This window comes from Achromobacter spanius, from assembly GCF_029637605.1.
Lineage (GTDB): Bacteria > Pseudomonadota > Gammaproteobacteria > Burkholderiales > Burkholderiaceae_B > Achromobacter > Achromobacter spanius_E.
Map to the genome: position 1 here is coordinate 3,778,965 of NZ_CP121261.1, position 20,424 is coordinate 3,799,388.

The window sequence follows — 20,424 nt, forward strand, 5'->3', positions numbered from 1 at the left end:
CCAATATGCTGAACGCAACCCATCTGCGCGGAGTCTTTCCCGCGATCCCGACGCCGGTCAACGCCGACGACACCATCAACGCCACGGCGGCCCAGGCGCTGGTGGCCTACCTGCTCAAGCAAGGCATCGACGGCATCGTGCCGTTGGGCGGCACGGGCGAGTACGGCGCGCTGGCCCGCGCCGAACGCATCCGCATGTGCAAGCTGACGGTGGACGCCGTGGCCGGCCGCGTGCCGGTGATCCCTGGTGTGCTGGACCCCGGCTTTCATGATGCGCTGCAAGCGGGCAATGAATTCGCGGATGCTGGCGCGGATGCCTTGATGGTGCTGACGCCGTACTACACGACCCCGACGCAAGCGGGCATACGCGATTATTTCCTGCGCTATGCGGACGCGTCGCCGCTGCCCGTGATGATCTACGAAATTCCGTACCGCACAAGGATTGCGATTGCGCCGGAGGTGCTGCATGAGCTGTCGCGCCATGAAAACATCATCGGCATGAAGGCCTGCAATACAGACATGTACCACTTCCTGCGCACGGTGGCGGGGGTGGATGAATCGTTCGCGGTGTTCAGCGGCGAAGACACCTTGTTGCCGGTGCATCTGGCCGCCGGCGCGAAGGGCGGGATCGTGGTGACGGCAAGCCTGCTGCCGTCGGCGTGGAAGCAGGTGTATTCGTTGGCAATGGAAGGTCGCACGAGTGAATCGATGGCACTGCATCGCCGCTTGATCCCGTTGATGAACCTGGCGTTCGCGGAAACGAATCCGGGGCCAATGAAGTCGGTGATGGATTTGATCGGAGTGAATGCGCCCGAGGTGCTGGATCCGTTGGTGGCGCCGGCGGAGGGGTTGCAGGCGGCGCTGCGTGAGGAGTTGATGCCGCTGTTGGCGGAGTTTGAGGGGGTGAGGTAGGCGGATTTGGCTGTGCGATGGGTTGCGCGCGGTGGGTGTTGGCGTTCTTGCGGTGATATTGTCGCGCTTCACCCATCCTACGATTTCTTCGGCATGCGTTGCACGATGGGTTACGCGCGATGGGTGTTGGCGTTCTTGCGGTGATCTTGCCGCGCTTCACCCATCCTACGGTGGCTTCGGCGTGCGTTGCGTGATGGGTTGCGCGCGGTGGGGGTTGGCGTTCTTGCGGTGATTTTGCCGCGCTTCACCCATCCTACGATGGGGCGCTTGAACGTCGCATTGTAGGATGGGTGAAGTGCGTGTGGGCGTGTAGAAGAACGCTGGCGCCTAGCGCACGGAACCCATCACAGAAGCATCCCCTACCTCGAATACCCCGCGAACTTCGATTTTGAAATCGATGTGGCCGCCACCTGCACGTGGGGGGCCAATTCGGCTTCGACGCGGGCCACTGTCCAACGTGTCGTGGGGACCGAAATATTGATGGCGGCCACCGCGAACCCGCGATGGTCCGTCACGGGCGCCGCCACTGAAATATCGCCCAACACCGTCTCGTTCACGATGATCGCGTAGCCTTTTTCGGCCACGCGCTGCACGCGGTCCAGCAACTTCTCGGGGTTCACTTCGGTATACGGTGTGATCGATTCCAGCCTGGTCTGCGCCAGAATCTCGCGGCGATGCTCATCCGACAGCCGTGACAAGATCGCCGTGCCTGACGCCGTGAAAAATGCCGGCAGGCGACTGCCGACAGCGATGTCCACGTTAACCAGATGATGGCCGGGAAAGCGTGCCACGAAGACGATCTCGTGGCCGTCCAGCTCTTGCAGGTTCGTCGTTTCACCCAGCGTGCGGCTGATGTCCAGCAGATACGGCGATGCCTTGTCGATCAGCTCGTTCGCGCGCACATAGTTGTACGAAAACTGCAGCACTTTCGGCGTCAGCCCATAGTTGCGCGTATCCGGGATGCGGCGCAGATAGCCCAGCGTTTCCAGCGTGTAGACCAAGCGCTGCGTGGCGCTGCGGTCCAGGCCCGACTCACGCGCGATGTCGGCCAGGGTCATGTGCCGTTTTGAACCGTCGAAGGCGTGCAACACCTGAAATGCTTTTTCTGTGGAACCGACAAACAGCGACGACCGGGTTGCGGTGGGCGCCTGCGGTTCTTGTGTGTCGTCGATGCTTGTTTTGCGCACGGGAACAGCCTATTGAGTTCTAGGGAGGCCACGCAAACATCAACGCGATGCGGGATTTGCCGGCCCGCATCGCGTATTGCGCTTGATTTAATTGTAATTCAATTATTAATAGCAGATATCAATCACTTTCAGCAGCCACCATCAGCGGCACGCCGGGCTGCGATGCCGAACGGGTGCCCGCCACGGGCTGGCATGACGCGGGGTGATAGGTGTGCACCACCGACAGCTTCACTTGATCACTACGATTACCTTGCGCCGCGTGCAACGTTCGGCAGTGGAAGAACACCACGTCGCCGGCCTGAAGCTCGGGGCACACCGCGCGCGCAATCCAATCGGTATTTTGCGGCACGTCTTCGCGAAAGAATTTCTTGTCGTCGAATTGTTCGGGCGCAAAGGCCGCCGCGTGGGAACCCGGGATGAAAGACAAACCGCCGTTGTTGCGCGTTTCGGGCCCCAGGGCCAGCCAACAGGAAACCAGGTCGGTGTCCGAAAAAGACCAATATCGAATGTCTTGATGCCACCCCGTCAGGCTGCCGTAGGCCGGGTGCTTGGTCATCACGCAGTTGTGATGAACCGTGGACAGCACGGGCGGTTCGTCGAAGTAACGCCCCAACCACTGGCCAATGCGCGGGTCCGTCGCCCATTGCGCAAACAAAGGGTCGCGGGCATAGGCGTTCAACAAGCGCCGCACCGTCAAGCCGCCTTCAGCCCCGCGCGACGCGGGCGCGCCGGGGTATTGCAGGTCGGCTTCGTATTCGATGGGCGCCACATGCTCCGCCAAGTGGCGCTGGGCCAGCGCGCGCAGCGAGGCCACCTGGCTGGGGTCCGCGAACTGGCGGGCCACCACAAAGCCCTGCTTGCGCAGGACGGCTATCTGATCATCATGCAGAAACCCGGACATCTCAATCCTCACACCCCGCGGCGGTTGCGAAGCGTCTGCCTGCGGGGCAGGCGCGTACCGGTCAGGCGCCGGTATACGCGGGGATGGCTAGATTACCAAAGCGCCCGGGGCCGCGCGTCAGGCGGAAGGCGTTTTTTCAGCCTGTGGCGGCAAGGGCCGCTGGGATCGTCCGGCGTCGCGTTCCTGGACCTCGTGATGGACCCATTCTCGCCACACGGCCACCAGCAGCGCCATCAACACGGGGCCGACAAACAAGCCCACGATGCCCATCGTCTTCACGCCCCCCACCAGCCCGAAGAAGGTCGGCAGAAACGGCAGTTTGACCGGGCCGCCCACCAGGCGCGGGCGCAGCGTTTTGTCGACGATGAACAGTTCGACACTGCCCCAGACCATCAGCGCGATGCCCGCAACCAGATGGCCGGAGCCCACCAAATACAGCGACACCAGCGTGAACGACAGCGGTGCGCCGCCCGGGATCAAGGCCATGAAGCCGGTCACCACGCCCAGCAGCACCGGCGACGGCACGCCCGCCACCCAGTACGCAATGCCCAGCACCAGACCTTCGCCCAGGGCAATCAGACCCATGCCCGTGACGGTGGAATTGATGGTGGCCGGCACCACGCGCGAAAAACGCTGCCAGCGGGCCGGCAGGATGCGTTCGCCCAGCACGTCCAATTGCGCCACCATGCGCACGCCGTCCTTGTAGACGAAGAACAGCGTGATCAGCATGAACAGCACGGTCAGTAACAGCTGGAACACGTTGCCCGTGGCCGCCAGCACCATGCGGTAGATGTTGCCCAGGTGCTCGCCGCTGACCGCCTCGACCAGTTCGCCCAGCGCATGCGGCTGGCCAATATAGGATTCCCAGTACTCGCCCAGGCGTTCGCCGAAGACGGGCATGGACGAGATCCAGTTGGGCACCGCCACCCCGTGGCGGTTGGCCGCGATGGCCCAGGCGAAGAAGGTGCTGGCTTCCTTGATGGCGTAGGACAGCGCGAATGACATCGGCACGATCAGCACCACGACGACCATCAGCAAGGCCAAGGAAGCCGCTATTGCCGTACGGCCACCGCAGCGCACGACCAGGCGCCGGTACAGCGGCCAGGTGGCCAGGCCGATAATCATTGCCGCCAGGGCGGGGACGAGGAATCCGCTAAGGAAGTACACCCCTGCCAACAGCACAAGCAGCAGCAGCCAACGGGCGATCAGGTAAGCGGGAAGTACAGGCTGCATAGAGCGGATCGACAGTAAGGGCGTTGTAGGCTTTGACTGTCGGACTATACAGACGTTTCAAAAAATACGAGGGACACGATCCCTGTATTTACTACGGGGTTTCCCGTGGTCTGACTGCGTGGCGTGAACGCGTGACGCGCCACCGGACGCGCCACGCTCAGGGCTTACAGCGCGTACTCGGCCGCTTCTTCGCGCGGGCTGCGACGGCGCGGCGGAGTTTGGGCCAGACCCGCTTGGGCCAAACCGGTTTGAGCCAATACGGGCTCGGCTTGGGGCTGAGCCGCCGGCGCGCCCATTGTCATGGCGCTGGGCATGCCCAGTTGACGCTGGTAGACGCCGCAACTGGCCGCCGCCGGGTCGGTTTCGTCACGGCCGCTAAGCAAGGGGCATCCGGCGAACAATTCCGCCACCCAGTCGGTAAAGGCGCGCACCTTGGGCGACAACTGCCGGCTTTGCGGGTACAGCACCGAAATCGCGGTGGAGCTGGGTTTCCACTGCGGCAGGATCTCGATCAGCTCGCCCGACTGCAAATAGGGCAACGCCATATAGCGGGCCACTTGTATCAGGCCGAATCCCTTCAAGCCGCAATCCAGATAGGCGCCGGCTTCATTCACCGCCACCGTGCCCTTCATGTCCACTTCCTGATGCTTGCCGTCCACCTTGAAGTCCCACGCGCAGTTACGGCCCGTGCGGCTCATGAAGTAATGCACCGCGTGGTGGTCGCGCAACGATTCGATGGTTTGCGGCATGCCATGGCGCGCCACATAGGTGGGCGACGCGCAGGTAACCGTCTGCAGGGTGCCGATACGGCGCGCCACCAGGCTGGAATCTTCCAGGTCGCCCGCGCGGATCACGCAGTCCACGGCCTCTTGCACCATATCCACCGGGCGGTCGCCCAGGCCAAGCACCAGCTCGACGTCGGGGTATTTGTCGTGGAAATCACACAATGCGGGAATCAGGATCAGCCGCCCGATGCAGGTCGGCACATCGATGCGCAACCGCCCTTTCAGGCGCAGCGCCGCTTCCTGGAAGCAGGCCTCGGTTTCTTCGACGTCTGCCAGGATGCGCACGCAGTGCTGGTAATAGCCCGCGCCGTCCGGCGTCAGGCCGATACGGCGCGTGGTGCGGTTGAGCAGGCGCACGCCCAGCAGGCGTTCGAGGTTCTGGATGATGGTGGTGACGGTGGTGCGCGGTAGCGAGAGGCTGTCGGCCGCCCGCGTGAAGCTGTTGGCGTCCACGACGCGCACAAACACCTGCATAGCCTGAAAACGGTCCATGGCAACGGTGTCCTTTAGGCAAATAAGTCGGGGTGAACGGAGCATAACCCGATTTCGGCGCTGATTAGTCATCCGTGTCGAACAGTGTTGCCGAAATAACTGAGTTTATCCGGCCCCACAAAACACTCAGAATGCAAACCATCTTGAAGTGCCCTTGCCTCCCGGCGATCCCACAGGGCATGTCAATCCTCAGCTTTCCGTCCCCGTAGAAACCAGCCGCCAACTGGGTTTTCTGCCTCGGGATCCCAACTCTGTTGAATGTTGCGATGCAGCATAAGCAAGGTCCAACGGATGCTCAGGACTGCCATGCCCGACCGCCGCGGCCGCCTCCGCCCCAGGCCCAAACAAGCGCGCTTTCGCACCTATACCACTCAAGGAAACATCATGGTTTCGCGTAATCGTATTGCTTTGCTCGTTGTTTTTGCTGCCGTGCTGGCGGCCGGAGGCGGCTACGCCCTGACCCGCGGCCCCGCCGGCGGCAATGTCGCCATGGCCCAGGGCGCCCCGGCCGCCCCGCCCGTGGAAGTGGCCGAAGTGGTCAACAAGACCATCGTGGACTGGCAGCGCTATTCCGGCCGCCTGGAAGCCATCGACCGCGTCGACATCCGCCCGCTGGTGTCGGGCACCCTGACCAAAGTGCATTTCCAGGACGGCAGCATCGTCAAGAAGGGCGACGTGCTCTTCACCATCGACCCGCGCCCCTACAAGGCCGAGGTGGACCGCGCCGCCGCCGCCCTGACCGCGGCCCGCGCCCGCGCCTCCTACACCGCCGCCGATCTTGCGCGCGGCCAGCGCCTGCTGAAGGACAACGCCATCGCCCGCCGCGATTTCGAGGAAAAGCAGAACGCCGCCCGCGAAGCCGCCGCCAACCTGCAAGGCGCGCAGGCCGCGCTGGACTACGCCAAGCTGAACCTGGGCTACACCAGCATCGAAGCGCCGGTTGACGGCCGCGTGTCGCGCGCCGAAGTCACCGAGGGCAACGTGGTGGCCGCCGGCGCCGGTTCGGTGCCGCTGACGACCCTGGTGTCGGTGTCGAAGATGTACGCATCGTTCGACGTGGACGAACAAACCTTCCTGAAGTACGTCAACCCCGCCCGCAACGACAAGGCGGGCTCGGTGCCGGTTCAACTGGGCCTGGCGAACGAAGAAGGTTATTCGCGCACGGGCGTCGTGCAGTCGGTGGACAACCGGCTGGATGCCACCTCGGGCACGATCCGTGTGCGCGCCGAGTTCGACAACGCCGACGGCTCGCTCTTGCCCGGTTTATATGCCCGCGTGCGCCTGGGCGGCAGCGAGCCCCGTTCCGCCGTGCTGATCGATGAGAAGGCCATCGGCACCGACCAGGACAAGCGCTACGTGCTGGTGCTGGACGACAAGAACCACGCCGTCTACCGCCAGATCAAGCTGGGCGCCAACCAGGAAGGCCTGCGGGTCGTGGATTCCGGGCTTGCCGTCGGCGACCGCATTGTCGTCAACGGCTTGCAACGCATCCGCCCCGGTGACGCCGTGACCCCCACCGTCGTGCCCATGGTCGCCGCCAAGCGCGCGCCGGTGCAGACCGCCGCGGCCCAAGTCCAGTAAGGCCCGCGCGTCTTCAGAGAACGTTCATGAATATCTCAAAGTTCTTCATCGACCGGCCGATCTTCGCCGGTGTGCTGTCCATCCTGGTGCTGTTGGCCGGCCTGCTGGCCATGTTCCAACTGCCCATTTCCGAATACCCGGAAGTCGTGCCGCCGTCGGTGGTGGTGCGCGCGCAGTATCCGGGCGCCAACCCCAAGGTCATCGCCGAGACCGTCGCGTCGCCGCTGGAAGAATCCATCAACGGCGTCGAAGACATGCTGTACATGCAGTCGCAAGCCAATAGCGACGGCAACCTGACGCTGACGGTCAACTTCAAGCTGGGCGTGGACCCGGACAAGGCGCAGCAACTGGTGCAGAACCGCGTGTCGCAAGCGCTGCCGCGCCTGCCGCCGGACGTGCAACGCCTGGGCGTGACCACGGCCAAGAGTTCGCCCACGCTGACGCTGGTGGTGCACCTGATCTCGCCTAACGACCGCTACGACATCACCTACCTGCGCAACTACGCAATCCTGAACATCAAGGATCGCCTGGCTCGCATCACGGGCGTGGGTGAAGTCACGGTGTGGGGCTCGGGCAACTACTCGATGCGCATCTGGCTGGACCCGCAAAAGGTCGCCCAGCGTGGCATGACGGCGTCGGAAGTCGTGGCCGCCATCCGCGAACAAAACGTGCAGGTGGCTGCCGGCGTGATCGGTGCATCGCCCACGCAAGGCGACGTGCCGCTGCAACTGAACGTGAATACGCGCGGCCGGCTGCAAACCGAGGAAGAGTTCCGCGACATCATCCTGAAGACCTCGCCCGATGGCGCCGTGACCTATCTGTCCGACGTTGCCCGCGTGGAACTGGACGCCCAGGAATACGGCCTGCGTTCGCTGCTGGACAACAAGCAGGCGGTGGGCATGGGCATCATGCAGTCGCCGGGCGCCAATGCCTTGGACGTGTCGTCCCAGGTGCGCGCCGCCATGGCCGAACTGTCGCAAGACTTCCCGCCGGGCGTGGAATACCGCATCGAATACGACCCCACGCAGTTCGTGCGGTCCAGTATCGAAGCCGTGGTGCACACGCTGCTGGAAGCCATTGCACTGGTGGTGCTGGTGGTGATCCTGTTCCTGCAAACCTGGCGCGCATCGATCATTCCGCTGCTGGCAGTGCCGGTTTCCATCGTGGGGACGTTCGCGCTGCTGCTGGTGTTCGGCTATTCCATCAACGCGCTGTCACTCTTCGGGATGGTGCTTGCCATCGGGATTGTGGTGGACGATGCGATCGTGGTGGTGGAAAACGTGGAACGCAACATCGCGGCGGGCTTGAGTCCACGCGACGCAACGTATCGGGCCATGCGTGAAGTCAGCGGCCCCATCATCGCCATCGCGCTGACGCTGTGCGCCGTATTCGTGCCGCTGGCCTTCATGACGGGCCTGACCGGCCAGTTCTACAAGCAGTTCGCCATGACCATCGCCATTTCGACGGTGATCTCGGCCTTCAACTCGCTGACCCTGTCGCCCGCGCTGTCGGCCCTGCTGCTGAAAAGCCATCACGACAAGCCGGATTGGCTGACCCGCGGCATGAACCGCGTCTTCGGCCGCTTCTTCAACTGGTTCAACAACATGTTCGGCCGCGCGTCCGAGTCCTACGGCACGGGTGTGTCGCGGGTGATCCGCCGCAAGGCAGGCGCCATGGGCGTGTACGCGGTGCTGGTGGCCGCGACGCTTGGCGTGTCGTACCTGGTGCCCGGCGGCTTCGTGCCCGCGCAGGACAAGCAGTACCTGATCGGCTTCACGCAGTTGCCCAACGGCGCGTCGCTGGACCGCACGGAAGCGGTGATCCGCCGCATGAGCGATATCGCCCTGAAAGAACCCGGCGTGCAATCCGCGATTGCGTTCCCCGGCCTGTCGATCAACGGCTTCACCAACAGTTCCAGCGCCGGCATCGTGTTCGTCACGCTCAAGCCCTTTGCCGAACGCAAGAGCGCCGAGCTGTCGGGCGACGCCATTGCCGCATCGCTGAACCAGAAGTTTGCCGCCATTCAGGACTCGTTCATTGCCGTGTTCCCGCCCCCGCCCGTGATGGGCCTGGGCACGCTGGGCGGCTTCAAGCTGCAACTGGAAGACCGCGCGGCGCTGGGCTATGCCGAACTGGACAAGGCCAAGCAGGCCTTCCTGGCAAAGGCGCGCGAAACGCCTGAACTGGGCCCGGCGTTCTCCAGCTATGAAATCAACGTGCCGCAATTGGATGTGGACCTGGACCGCGTGAAGGCCAAGCAGCTGGGTGTGCCGGTGACGGAAGTGTTCGACACCATGCAGATCTACCTGGGCTCGATGTACGTGAACGACTTCAACCGCTTTGGCCGCGTGTTCCAGGTGCGGGCGCAAGCCGATGCCCAGTTCCGCGCGCATGCCGACGACATCCTGCAACTGAAGACCCGCAACGCGGCGGGCGACATGGTTCCGCTGTCGTCCTTGGTGACGGTCAACCAAACGTTCGGCCCGGAAATGGTGGTGCGCTACAACGGCTACACCGCCGCCGACATCAACGGCGGCCCGGCGCCCGGCTATTCGTCTGACCAGGCGCAAGCCGCGGCGGAACGTGTCGCCGCCGAAACGCTGCCGCGTGGCGTGAAGTTCGAATGGACCGACCTGACGTATCAGCAGATCCTGGCGGGCAATGCCGGCTTGTGGGTGTTCCCCATCAGCGTGCTGTTGGTGTTCCTGGTGCTGGCCGCGTTGTACGAAAGCCTGACCTTGCCGCTGGCCGTGATCCTGATCGTGCCAATGAGCATCCTGGCCGCGCTGACGGGTGTGTACCTGACGGGCAACGACAACAACATCTTCACGCAGATCGGCTTGATGGTGCTGGTGGGCTTGTCGGCGAAGAACGCGATTCTGATCGTGGAGTTTGCCCGAGAGCTTGAGATGAGTGGCCGCACGCCGCTGGAAGCCGCGATTGAAGCCAGCCGCCTGCGTCTGCGCCCGATCTTGATGACGTCCATCGCCTTCATCATGGGTGTGGTGCCGCTGGTGCTGTCGTCGGGCGCCGGTTCGGAAATGCGCCATGCGATGGGGGTGGCCGTGTTCTTCGGGATGTTGGGCGTGACCTTGTTCGGCCTGTTCCTGACGCCGGTGTTCTACGTGTTGCTGCGTTCGCTGGGCGGCAAGCCGCTGCATTCGGCGGCCCCGCATGAAGCGCCAGAGTGCGCGCCGCACATCGACACGAACGCGCCGCCCACCACGCAGCCTCACGCCTGAAGTTGGCCAGAAGAGAAGCCAGCGCGTCTTGCCCCACAAGGCAAGGCGCGCGCCAAAGAGAATTCATCATGATCCAAAGACTGACCCGCGGTTCCGCCCTGCTTGCCGTCCTGCTCGTGCTGGCCGGCTGCGCGGTGGGCCCCACCTACGAAAAGCCCTCCGCCGCCGCGCCGGCGGCCTTCAAGGAAGCGGCCCTGCCCGCGTCTGAAGCCGGCACCTGGAAGCCCGCCGAACCGTCGGAAGACGCGCTGCGCGGCGCCTGGTGGAAGGTGTTCGGCGACGAAGGCCTGAACCAGTTGGAAGAAGAAGCGCAGCAGGCCAACCAGAACCTGCAAGCCGCCGCCGCCCGTCTGGCGCAGTCGCGCGCACTGCAACGCGAGGCCCGCGCCGGTTTCTTCCCGACGCTGGACGCGGCCTTTGGCCCGAACCGCCAGCGTCCGTCGGCCGTGTCGCAAGGCCTGCCCGACGGCACGTCCACCAGCCCGGTGACGACGTGGCGCGCGCAAGGCGCCGTGTCGTATGAAGCCGACCTGTTTGGCCGCGTGGCATCCACCGCGGACGCCGCCACCGCCGACGCCCAGCAAAGCGAGGCGCTGTACCGCTCGGTGCTGCTGGCCTTGCAGGCCGACGTGGCATCGACCTACTTCCTGGTCCGCGAGCAGGACGCCGAATCGCAGCTTTACCACCAGACGGTCAAGCTGCGCACCGACACGCTGCAATTGATCCAGCGCCGTTTCGACGCCGGCGACATCAGCGAACTGGACCTGGCGCGCGCCAAGTCCGAACTGGCCTCCGCGCAGTCGGAAGCGCTGGGCATCGACCGCCGCCGCGCCGCCGCCGAACACGCGCTGGCCGTGCTGCTGGGCCGCGCCCCGTCTGACTTCACGATGCCGCCGCAGCCGATTGAAAAGGTGGCGCTGTCGATTCCGGCAGGCTTGCCGTCCACCTTGCTGGAACGCCGCCCCGACATCGCCGCCGCCGAACGCGCCATGGCCGCCGCCAATGCCCGCGTGGGCGCGGCCAAGTCCGCGTTCTTCCCGCGCCTGGACATCACCGGCGCCTTTGGTTATGAATCGTCCGACCTGGGCAACCTGTTCCAGTGGTCCAGCCGCACGTTCCTGCTGGGCCCCCTGGTGGGCGCCGCGCTGTCGATGCCCATCTTCGACGGCGGCCGCCGTCAGGCCGGCCTGGACCGCGCCCGCGCCGTGTACGAGGAAGACGTTGCCGTGTATCGCCAGACGGTGCTGAACGCCTTCCGCGAAGTGGAAGACAATTTGGCCAACCTGCGCATCCTGGCCGACCAGACCAAGGCGCAAGACGCCGCCGTGCAAGCTTCGGCCCGCGCCGCGATGCTGTCGCACACGCAGTATCGCGAAGGTAGCATCAGCTACCTGGACGTGATCGAAGCCGACCGCAGCGTGCTGCTGCAGCAACGCGTTGCCGTACAGTTGAGCGGCGAACAGGCCCGCTCGGCGGTAGCCTTGATCCGCGCCATCGGCGGCGGCTGGGACAACCCCGTCCCCCCGGATTCAGTGGCAGCCCGGTAGGATGGGTAAAGCGCGGCAGGGGTCGACCAAAGAACACGACTTTTGAACGCGCGTAACCCATCACACGATGCCAAACCCGTAGGATGGGTGAAGCGCGGCACAGTCTGGCCTAGCACCCAAACGCCAATCGCGCGTAACCCATCATGCAACGGTTGCTGTGTGGCTAAGCTTCAGAAGAACTGTGGCGCTGCTTGATGGGTTTCGCGCGATTGGCAATTTTGTTCTATTGAAATCCCTGCCGCGCTGCACCCATCCTACGGTTGGGGTTTCTCGCGTTGCGCCACGCGCTGCGCCACGCGGTATCCGGCGAAGACATAGAACGCCGCGCTGTTCACGACCAGCCATGCGCCCAACCCGCCCAGCAGCGCTACCACCGGCCCCACGGCGCGCACCCCGCCTTGGGTCCATACCGCCACGCCCAGGGCGCCGATTGTCACCAGCGCCAGCACCAGCCACTTCACCACCACCAATCCGGCGGACCTGCCCGCCATCACCCACACCACGCCTATCGCCAGGGCCAGCGCCGTGCCCGCGCAGACCGCCACCAACGCGAACGCCGCCCACGCGGCGCCGGCGGATCGCAGCAACAGGCTCAGCACCTCAATCCCCACGCCTAAGCCGCCCGTCATGACCAGCACCGCCAGCGCCAACGGCGACCACATGCCCGGCGGCGCGCGGCGGGCGTCCATGTCGGCCACGAAGCGGTGCATCGCCGATGACGCCATCGGGTCGTCCGCATCCTCCGTGCCGGACAGCGCCGCCTCTACCTTGCGGCATTGCGCGATCAATGTGTTCAGTCCGGCCTTGGGCCTGTCGTCGGTTGAGGGCATCACAGTCTAGTCATCGTCCCATCGCAGTCAAATCATGGTCGGGTCTTCGTCACTTCACCGTCACCTCACAGCCTGGTCACGCCCGGCGCGTGTTCAGCCACCGTGTTGCGCAGCGCCGCCATGGCCTCTTGCACCGCCAGCGGCCGGAACGCATCTTCGCGCCAGTACATCGCCACCGATCCAAAGCCCGACAGCCGCACCGGAATGATCCGCATCGCCCGCATCTGCGAAAAACGCAGCGCCGCGCGGTGCGAGGCCACGCCAATCATGTCGCTGTTATTGATCAGCGTCAGGTTGATCGTGACCGAATTCGATTCCACGTGATCAGCCGGCGGCGCTTGCCCGGCCGCCGCCAGTGCCGCGTCCACCGCGTTGCGGATCGGTGTGCCCTTGGGCCACAGAATCCATCGATACGACAACAGATCCGGCCAGGTCGGCTGTTCAATCGCGAACAGCGGGTGACGCGGGCGCGCCACCAGGTGGATGGGTTCCAGGTACAGCGCTTCAAAGCGAATGGCCGGGTCGTGGTGTTCCGGCGCCGAGCGGCCCACCACGATATCCAGATCGCCTTGCGCCAATTGCGCCAGCAGCCGGTCGGTAGTGCCTTCCACCAGCTTGACGCGCGCTTGCGGCATGCGTTCCAACAGCTTCATCACCGCCAGCGGCACGGTGTCGGAGGCCGACGCGCCGGATGCCCCAATCACCACGCGGCCGCCACCGCCTTCGCGCAACGCAGCCATGTCGGCGCCGGCGCGGTCCAGTTGCGCCTCCAGCCGCTGCGCGTGCGCGATCAGCACCTCGCCATGCGGGGTGGGACGCAAGCCGCGCGCATGCCTTTCAAATAGCGGCAGCCCGATATCGTCTTCCAGGTCTTTCAGCCACTTCGACAGGCCGGGCTGCGTGGTGTTCAGCATGGCCGCCGAATGGCTGATGTTGCGGGTCTGCGCCAAGCTCAACAGCATCTTCAGATTGCGCAGCCGCAGGCGGTGGGTCCAGTCCATGCAGGCCCTCGTCCGTGGGGGGTTGTCTCGTATGTATATGGTTATTGGTATGGATAATAAGATAATTTCATTTCAAAACACATAGCTGTTCTACGCATAATCGTCTTCGAACTGGACCAGCCGCGAACCACGTGGCGGCCACCCGTAGAAGCCGGCATCAGCCGGACAACCCGGAGACAAGCATGCCCGACGGCCACACCACCGGTGCCGAGCGCAGCAACTACTACGCCCGCATCGCCAAGAAGCACATGGCCCCACTCTGGGAGTCATTGCATAACCTCGTACCCCGCGAGCCCGCCCCGCGCTGCGTGCCCGCCATCTGGAAGTACGACGACGTGCGCGACGACGTCATGGCCTCCGGCTCGCTGATTAGCGCCGAGGAAGCCGTGCGGCGCGTGCTGATCCTGGAGAACCCCGGCCTGCCGGGCCAGGCCAGCATCACGCAAAGCCTGTACGCGGGCCTGCAACTGATCCTGCCCGGCGAAGTGGCGCCCAGCCACCGCCACACGCAATCGGCGCTGCGCTTCATTGTCGAAGGCCGGGGCGCGTACACCGCCGTCAACGGTGAGCGCACCACCATGCATCCGGGCGACTTCATCATCACGCCCTCCTGGACCTGGCATGACCATGGCAATGCCGAAACCGTCGAGGGCGGTGAACCGGTCGTCTGGCTGGACGGCCTGGACATTCCCTTGCTGCGCTTTCTGGATGCCGGCTTTGCCGAGAACTATCCGCAAGCCGCCCAACCCGTGACCCGCCCGGAAGGCGACAGCATGGCGCGCTTTGGCCACAACATGGCGCCCGTGCGCCATCAGGTGTCCAGCGGCACCTCGCCCATCTTCAACTACCCCTACGAACGCAGCCGCGAAGCGCTGGACGCGCTCTATCGGCATGGCGAACTGGACGCCTGGGACGGCGTGAAGCTGCGCTACCTGAACCCGGCCACGGGCGGTTATCCCATGCCCACCATGGCCACCTTCATGCAGTTTCTGCCGGCCGGCTTTCAGGGCAAGTCCTATCGCAGCACCGACTCCACGGTCTACAGCGTGGTGGAGGGCCGGGGCATCGCGCGCATAGGCGAAGAGGAATTCCACTTCGGTCCCCGCGATGTCTTCGTGGCGCCATCGTGGCTGCCCGTGCAACTGGCCGCGCTGGACGACGCCACGTTGTTCAGCTATTCCGACCGCCCCGTGCAGGACGCGCTGGGCGTATGGCGAGAAGCGCGCATCGGCTGAGTCAAGCCGCGCGGTTCGCTGCTCGGCTTCCGCGGTCCGCTTCCTATGTTGTTTTCCCCTTCATCGATCAAAGGTTGATCCATGCCTTTCGTGTTTGCTCCCGCCGCTCCCGTCGCCGTGCCCGTAGCCGGCGGCCAGGATGCCTTCCCCGTGCGCCGCGTCTACTGCGTGGGCCGCAACTACGCCGCCCACGCGCGCGAGATGGGCTTTGACCCCGACCGCGAACCGCCCTTCTTTTTCTGCAAGCCCGCCGACGCCGTCGTCCCGGTGGCCGACGGCCAGACGCTGGAGCTGCCCTACCCCCCCGAGACCGCCAATCTGCATTACGAGATTGAACTGGTTGCCGCCATCGGCCGTGGCGGCGCCAACATTGCCGTGGAAGACGCGCTGCAACACGTCTGGGGCTACGCCGTGGGCCTGGACATGACGCGCCGCGACTTGCAGATGAAGATGCGCGAAGCCGGCCGCCCCTGGGAATTGGGCAAGGCCTTCGACCAGAGCGCGCCCATCGGCCCGTTGCATCCCGCCGCATCCATCGCGGGCATCGAGCAAGCGGGCATCTGGCTACAGGTCAACGGCGCCGACAAGCAACGCAGCGACATCGGCAAGCTGATCTGGTCCGTGGCGGAAACCATCGCCTACCTGTCGCGCTACTTCCGCCTGGAACCGGGCGACCTGATCTACACCGGCACGCCGGAAGGCGTGGGCCCCGTGGTGCGCGGCGACAAGATGCTGGGCGGCGTCGACGGCATGGGCACGCTGAGCGTGCAGATGGTCTGACCCGGAGCTCACCATGCAACTGCACAGCTTTTTCAATAGTTCCACGTCGTACCGCGTGCGCATCGCGCTGGCGCTCAAGGGCCTGCCCTACGAGGTCCTGCCCGTGAACCTGCGCAAGCAGGAGCAACGCGCGCCCGACTACGTGGCCAAGAACCCGTCGGCCGGTGTGCCGCTGCTGATTGATGGCGACGTCCAGTTGTCGCAATCGATGGCCATCATCGACTACCTGGACGTCACGCATCCCGAGCCGCGCCTGATACCCGTGGACACCCTGGCGCGCGCGCGGGTGCTGGAACTGTCCAACGCCATTGCCTGCGACATCCACCCCGTCAACAACATGCGCATCCTGCGCTATCTGCAAGACGTGCTGGGCGTCAGCGACGCGCAGAAAAACACCTGGTACCAGCACTGGGTAAGCGAAGGCCTGAGCGCAGTCGAAGAATTGCTGGTTCGCCATGGCCACGGCGCGTACTGCTTTGGTGATGCGCCCACGCTGGCCGATTGCTGCCTGGTGCCGCAAGTGGCCAACGCGCAGCGCATGGGCTGCGACCTGTCGGCCTTTCCACGCATCCTGAGCGTCCATGCGCACTGCAACGCGCAGCCCGCGTTCCAGCACGCCGCGCCCGCCCGCCAACCCGACGCCACCCCATGACGCAATGACCACGAGCACACCCATGCAAGAACCCGACACCCACGGCGCGCCGCTGCGCGAATACACCGACCCCGCCTACCAGCCCCTGTGCGCCAACCTGGCCGAGGTGCGCGCCCACATCGACCGGCTGGACGACGAGATCGTGCGCCTGATCGCTGAGCGCGCGATGTATGTGAAAGACGCGGCGCGCTTCAAGCGCGACGCCTACCAGGTCAGCGCGCCCGCGCGGCAGGCCCAGGTCTTTGACAAGGCGCGCGCGCTGGCCACCCGGCACAACCGCGGCTTTGCCAATCTGGAAGCGGTGGTGGACGCGACCTATCGCGCGATGGTGGCGGCGTTCATTGCCAACGAGCAAACCTATTTCGACAACATGAAAAATGTGGGAGACACGGATGACTAAGTTTTTGCCCCTGAGGCGCCCCCTGAGCGTGATGGCGCGCGCATTGACGTTGGCGGTGGCCTCCTGCGCTTCGCTGGCCGCCACGACTGCCAACTCACAGGCCGCCGACGCCTGGCCGTCGCAACCCTTGAAGGCCATCGTGCCGTTCGGTCCCGGGTCCAGCCCGGATCAGGTGGCGCGTGTGGTCGGTGAAAAGGCCAGCGCCATCCTCGGCCAAACCATCGTCATCGAAAACAAGCCCGGTGCCAGCGGCAACATCGGCACCTACGCCATCGCCAACGCCAAGCCCGACGGCTATACCTTCGGCGTGTCCATCACCGGCCCCCTGGTGAACAACACGCTGCTGTTCGACAAGCTGCCCTATGCGCCCGCCACCGACTTGTCGCCGCTGACGCTGGCCGTGCATCAGCCCAACGTGCTGGTCGTGCCCGCTTCGGCCGGCATCGCCAATGTGGGACAGTTGCTGGACGCGCTGAAGAAGAATCCGGACAAGTACAACTTTCCTTCGCCCGGCGCGGGCACGGTGTCGCATCTGGCTGTCGAGCTATTGCTGCAGCAGATTGGGGCACGCGCCACGCACGTGCCCTACCCGTCGTCACCCGCCGCGCTGACGTCCCTGCTGTCGGGCGATACGCAGTTTGCCGCGCTGCCGCCCATTGCCGTCATGCCGATGGTGAAGGACGGGCGCTTGAAGGCGCTGGCGGTGACCTCATCCAAGCGCTCCGCGCTGCTGCCCGATATTCCGACCTTGGCGGAAGTGGGCGTGCCGGGCATCGAGGGGTCGGCGTGGATCGGCTTCGTGGTGTCGTCCAAAGTGCCGGCCGACGTACAGAAAAAATTGTCGGATGCACTGATCCAGGCCATCCGTGACCCCGAGGTGGCCAAGCGCCTGCAAGCGCAGTACATGGACCCCGTGGGCAGCACGCCGGCCGAATTCCGCGCCTACATGGACGAAGAGCTCAAGCGCTGGGAACCCTTGATCAAGAAGCTGGGCATCAAGGGGCAGTAAGGCATACGCAAGACAAGCAAGGAGAACTCGATGGTCATTACCGAACCCTCCCGCCAGGTCCCGCTCTACGGCGAATTCGACGTCGTGGTGCTGGGCGGCGGCCCCGCTGGCGTGCTGGCCGCCACCAGCGCCGCCCGCAACGGCGCGCGCGTGCTGCTCGTGGAACGCTACGGCTTCCTGGGCGGCATGGGCACCGCCGCTGGCGTGTCCAATTTCTGCGGGCTGCACGCCAACATTCACGGCAACATCCGCCAGGTGGTGCACGGCATGACCGACGAACTGTTGGACCGCATGCGCGCCATGGATGGCTTGAACGACCCGCACCTGATCCTGGGCAAGATCCACGCCCAGGCCTATGACATATCCGCCTTCAAATGCGCGGCCGACGGCATGGTGCAGGACAGCGGCGCACAGGTGCTGTTCCACGCCCTCGCCACCGGCCTGGCGCGCGACGAACAAGGCCGCGTCGACGTCTTGTTCCTGGAGACCAAGTCCGGCCGCTGCGCGGTGCGCGCCAAGGTCTTCATCGACTGCTCGGGCGATGGCGACATCGCGCAATGGGGCGGCCTGCCGTTTGAGAAAGGCGACGAACACGGCCACATGCTGTATCCCACGCTGATGTTCAAGGTGGGCAACGTGGACGGCGCGCGAGCCCAAGAAGCCTGGAAGACCATTCCGCTGCTGATGGATGAAGCCGTGGCCAGCGGCGAATTCACGTTCCCGCGTCGCGGCGCCATCGTGCGCCCGCAAAAGCACGACTACGAATGGCGGGTGAACGTTACGCAACTGGCCAATCCCGATGGCAGCGCGGCCGACGGCACCGACGCCGGTTCACTGTCGGCCGGCGAACTGGAAGGCCGCCGCCAGATCATGCAGTACCTGGCCTTTCTACGCGCCAAGGTGCCGGGCTTTGAGCAAGCCTACGTGCTGGACATCGCACCGCAGCTTGGCATACGCGAAACCCGCCGCATCGTGGGCGAAGCCGTGTTAACCAAAGAGCACGTGCTGGGCTGCGCCGACTTTGAAGACAGCATTGGCGTGAACGGCTGGCCCTTGGAAATGCACACGGCCGGCGACGTGAAATGGGTCTGGCCGCCCATTCCGGAATCTCGCGGCTACAACCAACTGCCGTTTCGGATGATGGTGCCCAAGCGCGGGCCGGGCGTAGCCGACAACGTGCTGGTGGCGGGCCGCTGCGCGTCCATGACGCATGAAGGCCAGTCCGCCGCGCGCGTCAGCGGCAGTTGCTTTGTGATGGGCGAAGCGGCGGGCACGGCGGCGGCCATGGCGCTGCGCGCGGGCGTCGCGCCGGCCGAGTTGCCCATCGCGGCCTTGCAGGCGCAACTGACACGCCAGGGCGCCTTCCTGGGCGGCCAGGAATGAACCGGCACGGAACCTTGATATGAATGCATCCTCGACAACAACGACAACGGCAACAACCACACCCGCCACGCGCTCCGTCATCGTGGTCGGTGGCGGCATCGGCGGGCTTGCGGCCGCGCTGGCGCTGACCCGGCAAGGCATCGCCGTGCAACTGCTGGAGCAGGCCGCGCACATCGGCGAAATCGGCGCGGGCATCCAGCTTGGCCCCAACGCCTTCGCGGCGCTGGACGCGCTGGGCGTGGGCGACACAGCACGTGCGCGCGCGGTGTTCACCGACCACATCATCATGATGGACGCGGTGGATGCGCAGGAGGTGGTCCGCATCGACACGGGCGATGCGTTTCGTGCGCGCTTCGGCGGCCCGTATGCGGTGATCCATCGCGCCGACATCCACTTATCAATACTGGAAGCCGTGCAGCAGAATCCGCTGATCCGCTTTCGAACGTCGACGCAAATCGTCGCCATGTCGCAAGACGCGCAAGGCGTGGAGGTGGTCGACACGAATGGCGAACGCTACCGCGCGGACGCCGTGGTGGGCGCGGACGGCGTGAAGTCCGTGATCCGCGAACGCACCGTGGGAGACCCCGCGCGCGTGACGGGCCACGTGGTCTACCGCGCCGTGGTCGAACGCGAGAACATGCCCGAAGAACTCCGCATCAACGCACCCGTGCTGTGGGCGGGGCCGCGCTGCCATCTGGTGCATTACCCGCTGCGCGGCGGCCAGCAATACAACCTGGTCGTCACCTTCCACAGCCGCGAAGAAGAGCAATGGGGCGTGCGCGAAGGCAGCAAGGAAGAGGTGCTGTCGTACTTTGAAGGAATCCATCCGCGCCCGCATCAGATGCTGGACCGCCCGACGTCATGGAAGCGCTGGGCCACCGCCGACCGCGACCCCGTCGAGCACTGGGGCCAGGGCCGCGTCACCTTGGTGGGCGATGCCGCGCACCCCATGACGCAGTACATGGCGCAGGGTGCATGCATGGCGCTGGAAGACGCGGTCACGCTGGGCGAAGCCGTGCGCCAATGCGGGCACGATCTGGAAGCCGCATTCCGCTTGTACGAGTCGGTGCGTATTCCGCGCAGCGCGCGCGTGGTCTGGTCGACCCGGGAAATGGGCAGGCTGTATCACGCGCGTGGCGTCGAACGCACCGTGCGCAACATGCTGTGGACGGGCCGCGGCCAGTCCCAGTTCTACGACGCGTTGCAGTGGTTGTACGGCTGGAAGGTTGAGCACTGCCTGACGCCAGCGTAGGGA

17 protein-coding genes are annotated in these 20,424 nt (G+C 65.0%); 11 read left to right on the plus strand and 6 right to left on the minus strand.

The genetic code is table 11. The annotated features are described in order from the left end of the window. Nucleotides 1-5: 5 nt before the first annotated feature. Nucleotides 6-911, plus strand: a complete 906-nt coding sequence (gene dapA, locus P8T11_RS16835; RefSeq protein WP_268080898.1) for a 4-hydroxy-tetrahydrodipicolinate synthase — start codon at nt 6-8, stop codon at nt 909-911. Between the two features lie 359 nt (nt 912-1,270). Here the strand turns inward: dapA and P8T11_RS16840 are convergent, their stop codons facing one another. The 4 genes from P8T11_RS16840 to P8T11_RS16855 form a co-directional block, all read right to left on the minus strand. Then, the gene (locus tag P8T11_RS16840; RefSeq protein WP_268080897.1) at nt 1,271-2,098 is read right to left on the minus strand and encodes an IclR family transcriptional regulator; all 828 of its coding nucleotides are present in this window, start codon (nt 2,096-2,098) and stop codon (nt 1,271-1,273) included. A 118-nt stretch (nt 2,099-2,216) separates the two neighbouring features. Beyond that, on the minus strand, nt 2,217-2,999 hold the full coding sequence (locus P8T11_RS16845; RefSeq protein WP_268080896.1) for a phytanoyl-CoA dioxygenase family protein: 783 nt from the start codon (nt 2,997-2,999) through the stop codon (nt 2,217-2,219). A gap of 117 nt (nt 3,000-3,116) precedes the next feature. Beyond that, nucleotides 3,117-4,232 (minus strand): AI-2E family transporter, encoded by a 1,116-nt coding sequence (locus P8T11_RS16850; RefSeq protein WP_268080895.1) that lies wholly within the window; start codon nt 4,230-4,232, stop codon nt 3,117-3,119. Nucleotides 4,233-4,396: 164 nt separating this feature from the next. Further along, entirely contained in the window at nt 4,397-5,509 is a 1,113-nt protein-coding gene (locus tag P8T11_RS16855; protein ID WP_268080894.1) for a LysR family transcriptional regulator, read from the minus strand. Nucleotides 5,510-5,893: 384 nt separating this feature from the next. On the opposite strand from P8T11_RS16855, the gene P8T11_RS16860 reads away from it, so the two are divergent. From P8T11_RS16860 to P8T11_RS16870, 3 genes are all read left to right on the plus strand, one after another. After that, complete coding sequence (locus tag P8T11_RS16860; protein ID WP_277550006.1) at nt 5,894-7,090, plus strand: efflux RND transporter periplasmic adaptor subunit; 1,197 nt, start codon at nt 5,894-5,896, stop codon at nt 7,088-7,090. A 26-nt stretch (nt 7,091-7,116) separates the two neighbouring features. After that, entirely contained in the window at nt 7,117-10,332 is a 3,216-nt protein-coding gene (locus tag P8T11_RS16865) for an efflux RND transporter permease subunit (RefSeq protein WP_268080893.1), read from the plus strand. 68 nt (nt 10,333-10,400) lie between these two features. Further along, nucleotides 10,401-11,879 carry an efflux transporter outer membrane subunit gene (locus P8T11_RS16870; protein WP_268080892.1) on the plus strand — a complete coding sequence of 493 codons (1,479 nt, stop codon included), beginning with the start codon at nt 10,401-10,403 and terminating at the stop codon, nt 11,877-11,879. A 254-nt stretch (nt 11,880-12,133) separates the two neighbouring features. Here P8T11_RS16870 and P8T11_RS16875 read toward each other — a convergent pair whose 3' ends face one another. After that, nucleotides 12,134-12,709: a hypothetical protein gene (locus tag P8T11_RS16875; RefSeq protein WP_268080891.1), complete on the minus strand. Its 576-nt coding sequence runs from the start codon at nt 12,707-12,709 to the stop codon at nt 12,134-12,136. Nucleotides 12,710-12,774: 65 nt separating this feature from the next. Next, nucleotides 12,775-13,710 carry a LysR family transcriptional regulator gene (locus P8T11_RS16880; protein ID WP_268080890.1) on the minus strand — a complete coding sequence of 312 codons (936 nt, stop codon included), beginning with the start codon at nt 13,708-13,710 and terminating at the stop codon, nt 12,775-12,777. A 182-nt stretch (nt 13,711-13,892) separates the two neighbouring features. Here P8T11_RS16880 and gtdA point away from each other — a divergent pair, with 182 nt between their 5' ends. From gtdA to P8T11_RS16915, 7 genes are all read left to right on the plus strand, one after another. Continuing rightward, nucleotides 13,893-14,945, plus strand: a complete 1,053-nt coding sequence (gene gtdA, locus P8T11_RS16885) for a gentisate 1,2-dioxygenase (protein ID WP_268080889.1) — start codon at nt 13,893-13,895, stop codon at nt 14,943-14,945. An 81-nt stretch (nt 14,946-15,026) separates the two neighbouring features. Beyond that, nucleotides 15,027-15,725 (plus strand): fumarylacetoacetate hydrolase family protein, encoded by a 699-nt coding sequence (locus P8T11_RS16890; protein WP_277550003.1) that lies wholly within the window; start codon nt 15,027-15,029, stop codon nt 15,723-15,725. Between the two features lie 13 nt (nt 15,726-15,738). Then, the gene (gene maiA / locus P8T11_RS16895; RefSeq protein WP_268080888.1) at nt 15,739-16,377 is read left to right on the plus strand and encodes a maleylacetoacetate isomerase; all 639 of its coding nucleotides are present in this window, start codon (nt 15,739-15,741) and stop codon (nt 16,375-16,377) included. 22 nt (nt 16,378-16,399) lie between these two features. After that, nucleotides 16,400-16,777: a chorismate mutase gene (locus tag P8T11_RS16900; protein WP_418910295.1), complete on the plus strand. Its 378-nt coding sequence runs from the start codon at nt 16,400-16,402 to the stop codon at nt 16,775-16,777. After that, nucleotides 16,770-17,786: a Bug family tripartite tricarboxylate transporter substrate binding protein gene (locus P8T11_RS16905; RefSeq protein ID WP_268080886.1), complete on the plus strand. Its 1,017-nt coding sequence runs from the start codon at nt 16,770-16,772 to the stop codon at nt 17,784-17,786. Before P8T11_RS16900 ends, P8T11_RS16905 begins: the two co-directional genes overlap by 8 nt. Nucleotides 17,787-17,816: 30 nt before the next feature. Next, nucleotides 17,817-19,169, plus strand: a complete 1,353-nt coding sequence (locus P8T11_RS16910) for an FAD-dependent oxidoreductase (RefSeq protein WP_268080885.1) — start codon at nt 17,817-17,819, stop codon at nt 19,167-19,169. A 19-nt stretch (nt 19,170-19,188) separates the two neighbouring features. Continuing rightward, nucleotides 19,189-20,421, plus strand: a complete 1,233-nt coding sequence (locus P8T11_RS16915) for a 3-hydroxybenzoate 6-monooxygenase (protein ID WP_268080884.1) — start codon at nt 19,189-19,191, stop codon at nt 20,419-20,421. The last annotated feature ends 3 nt before the right edge of the window (nt 20,422-20,424 follow it).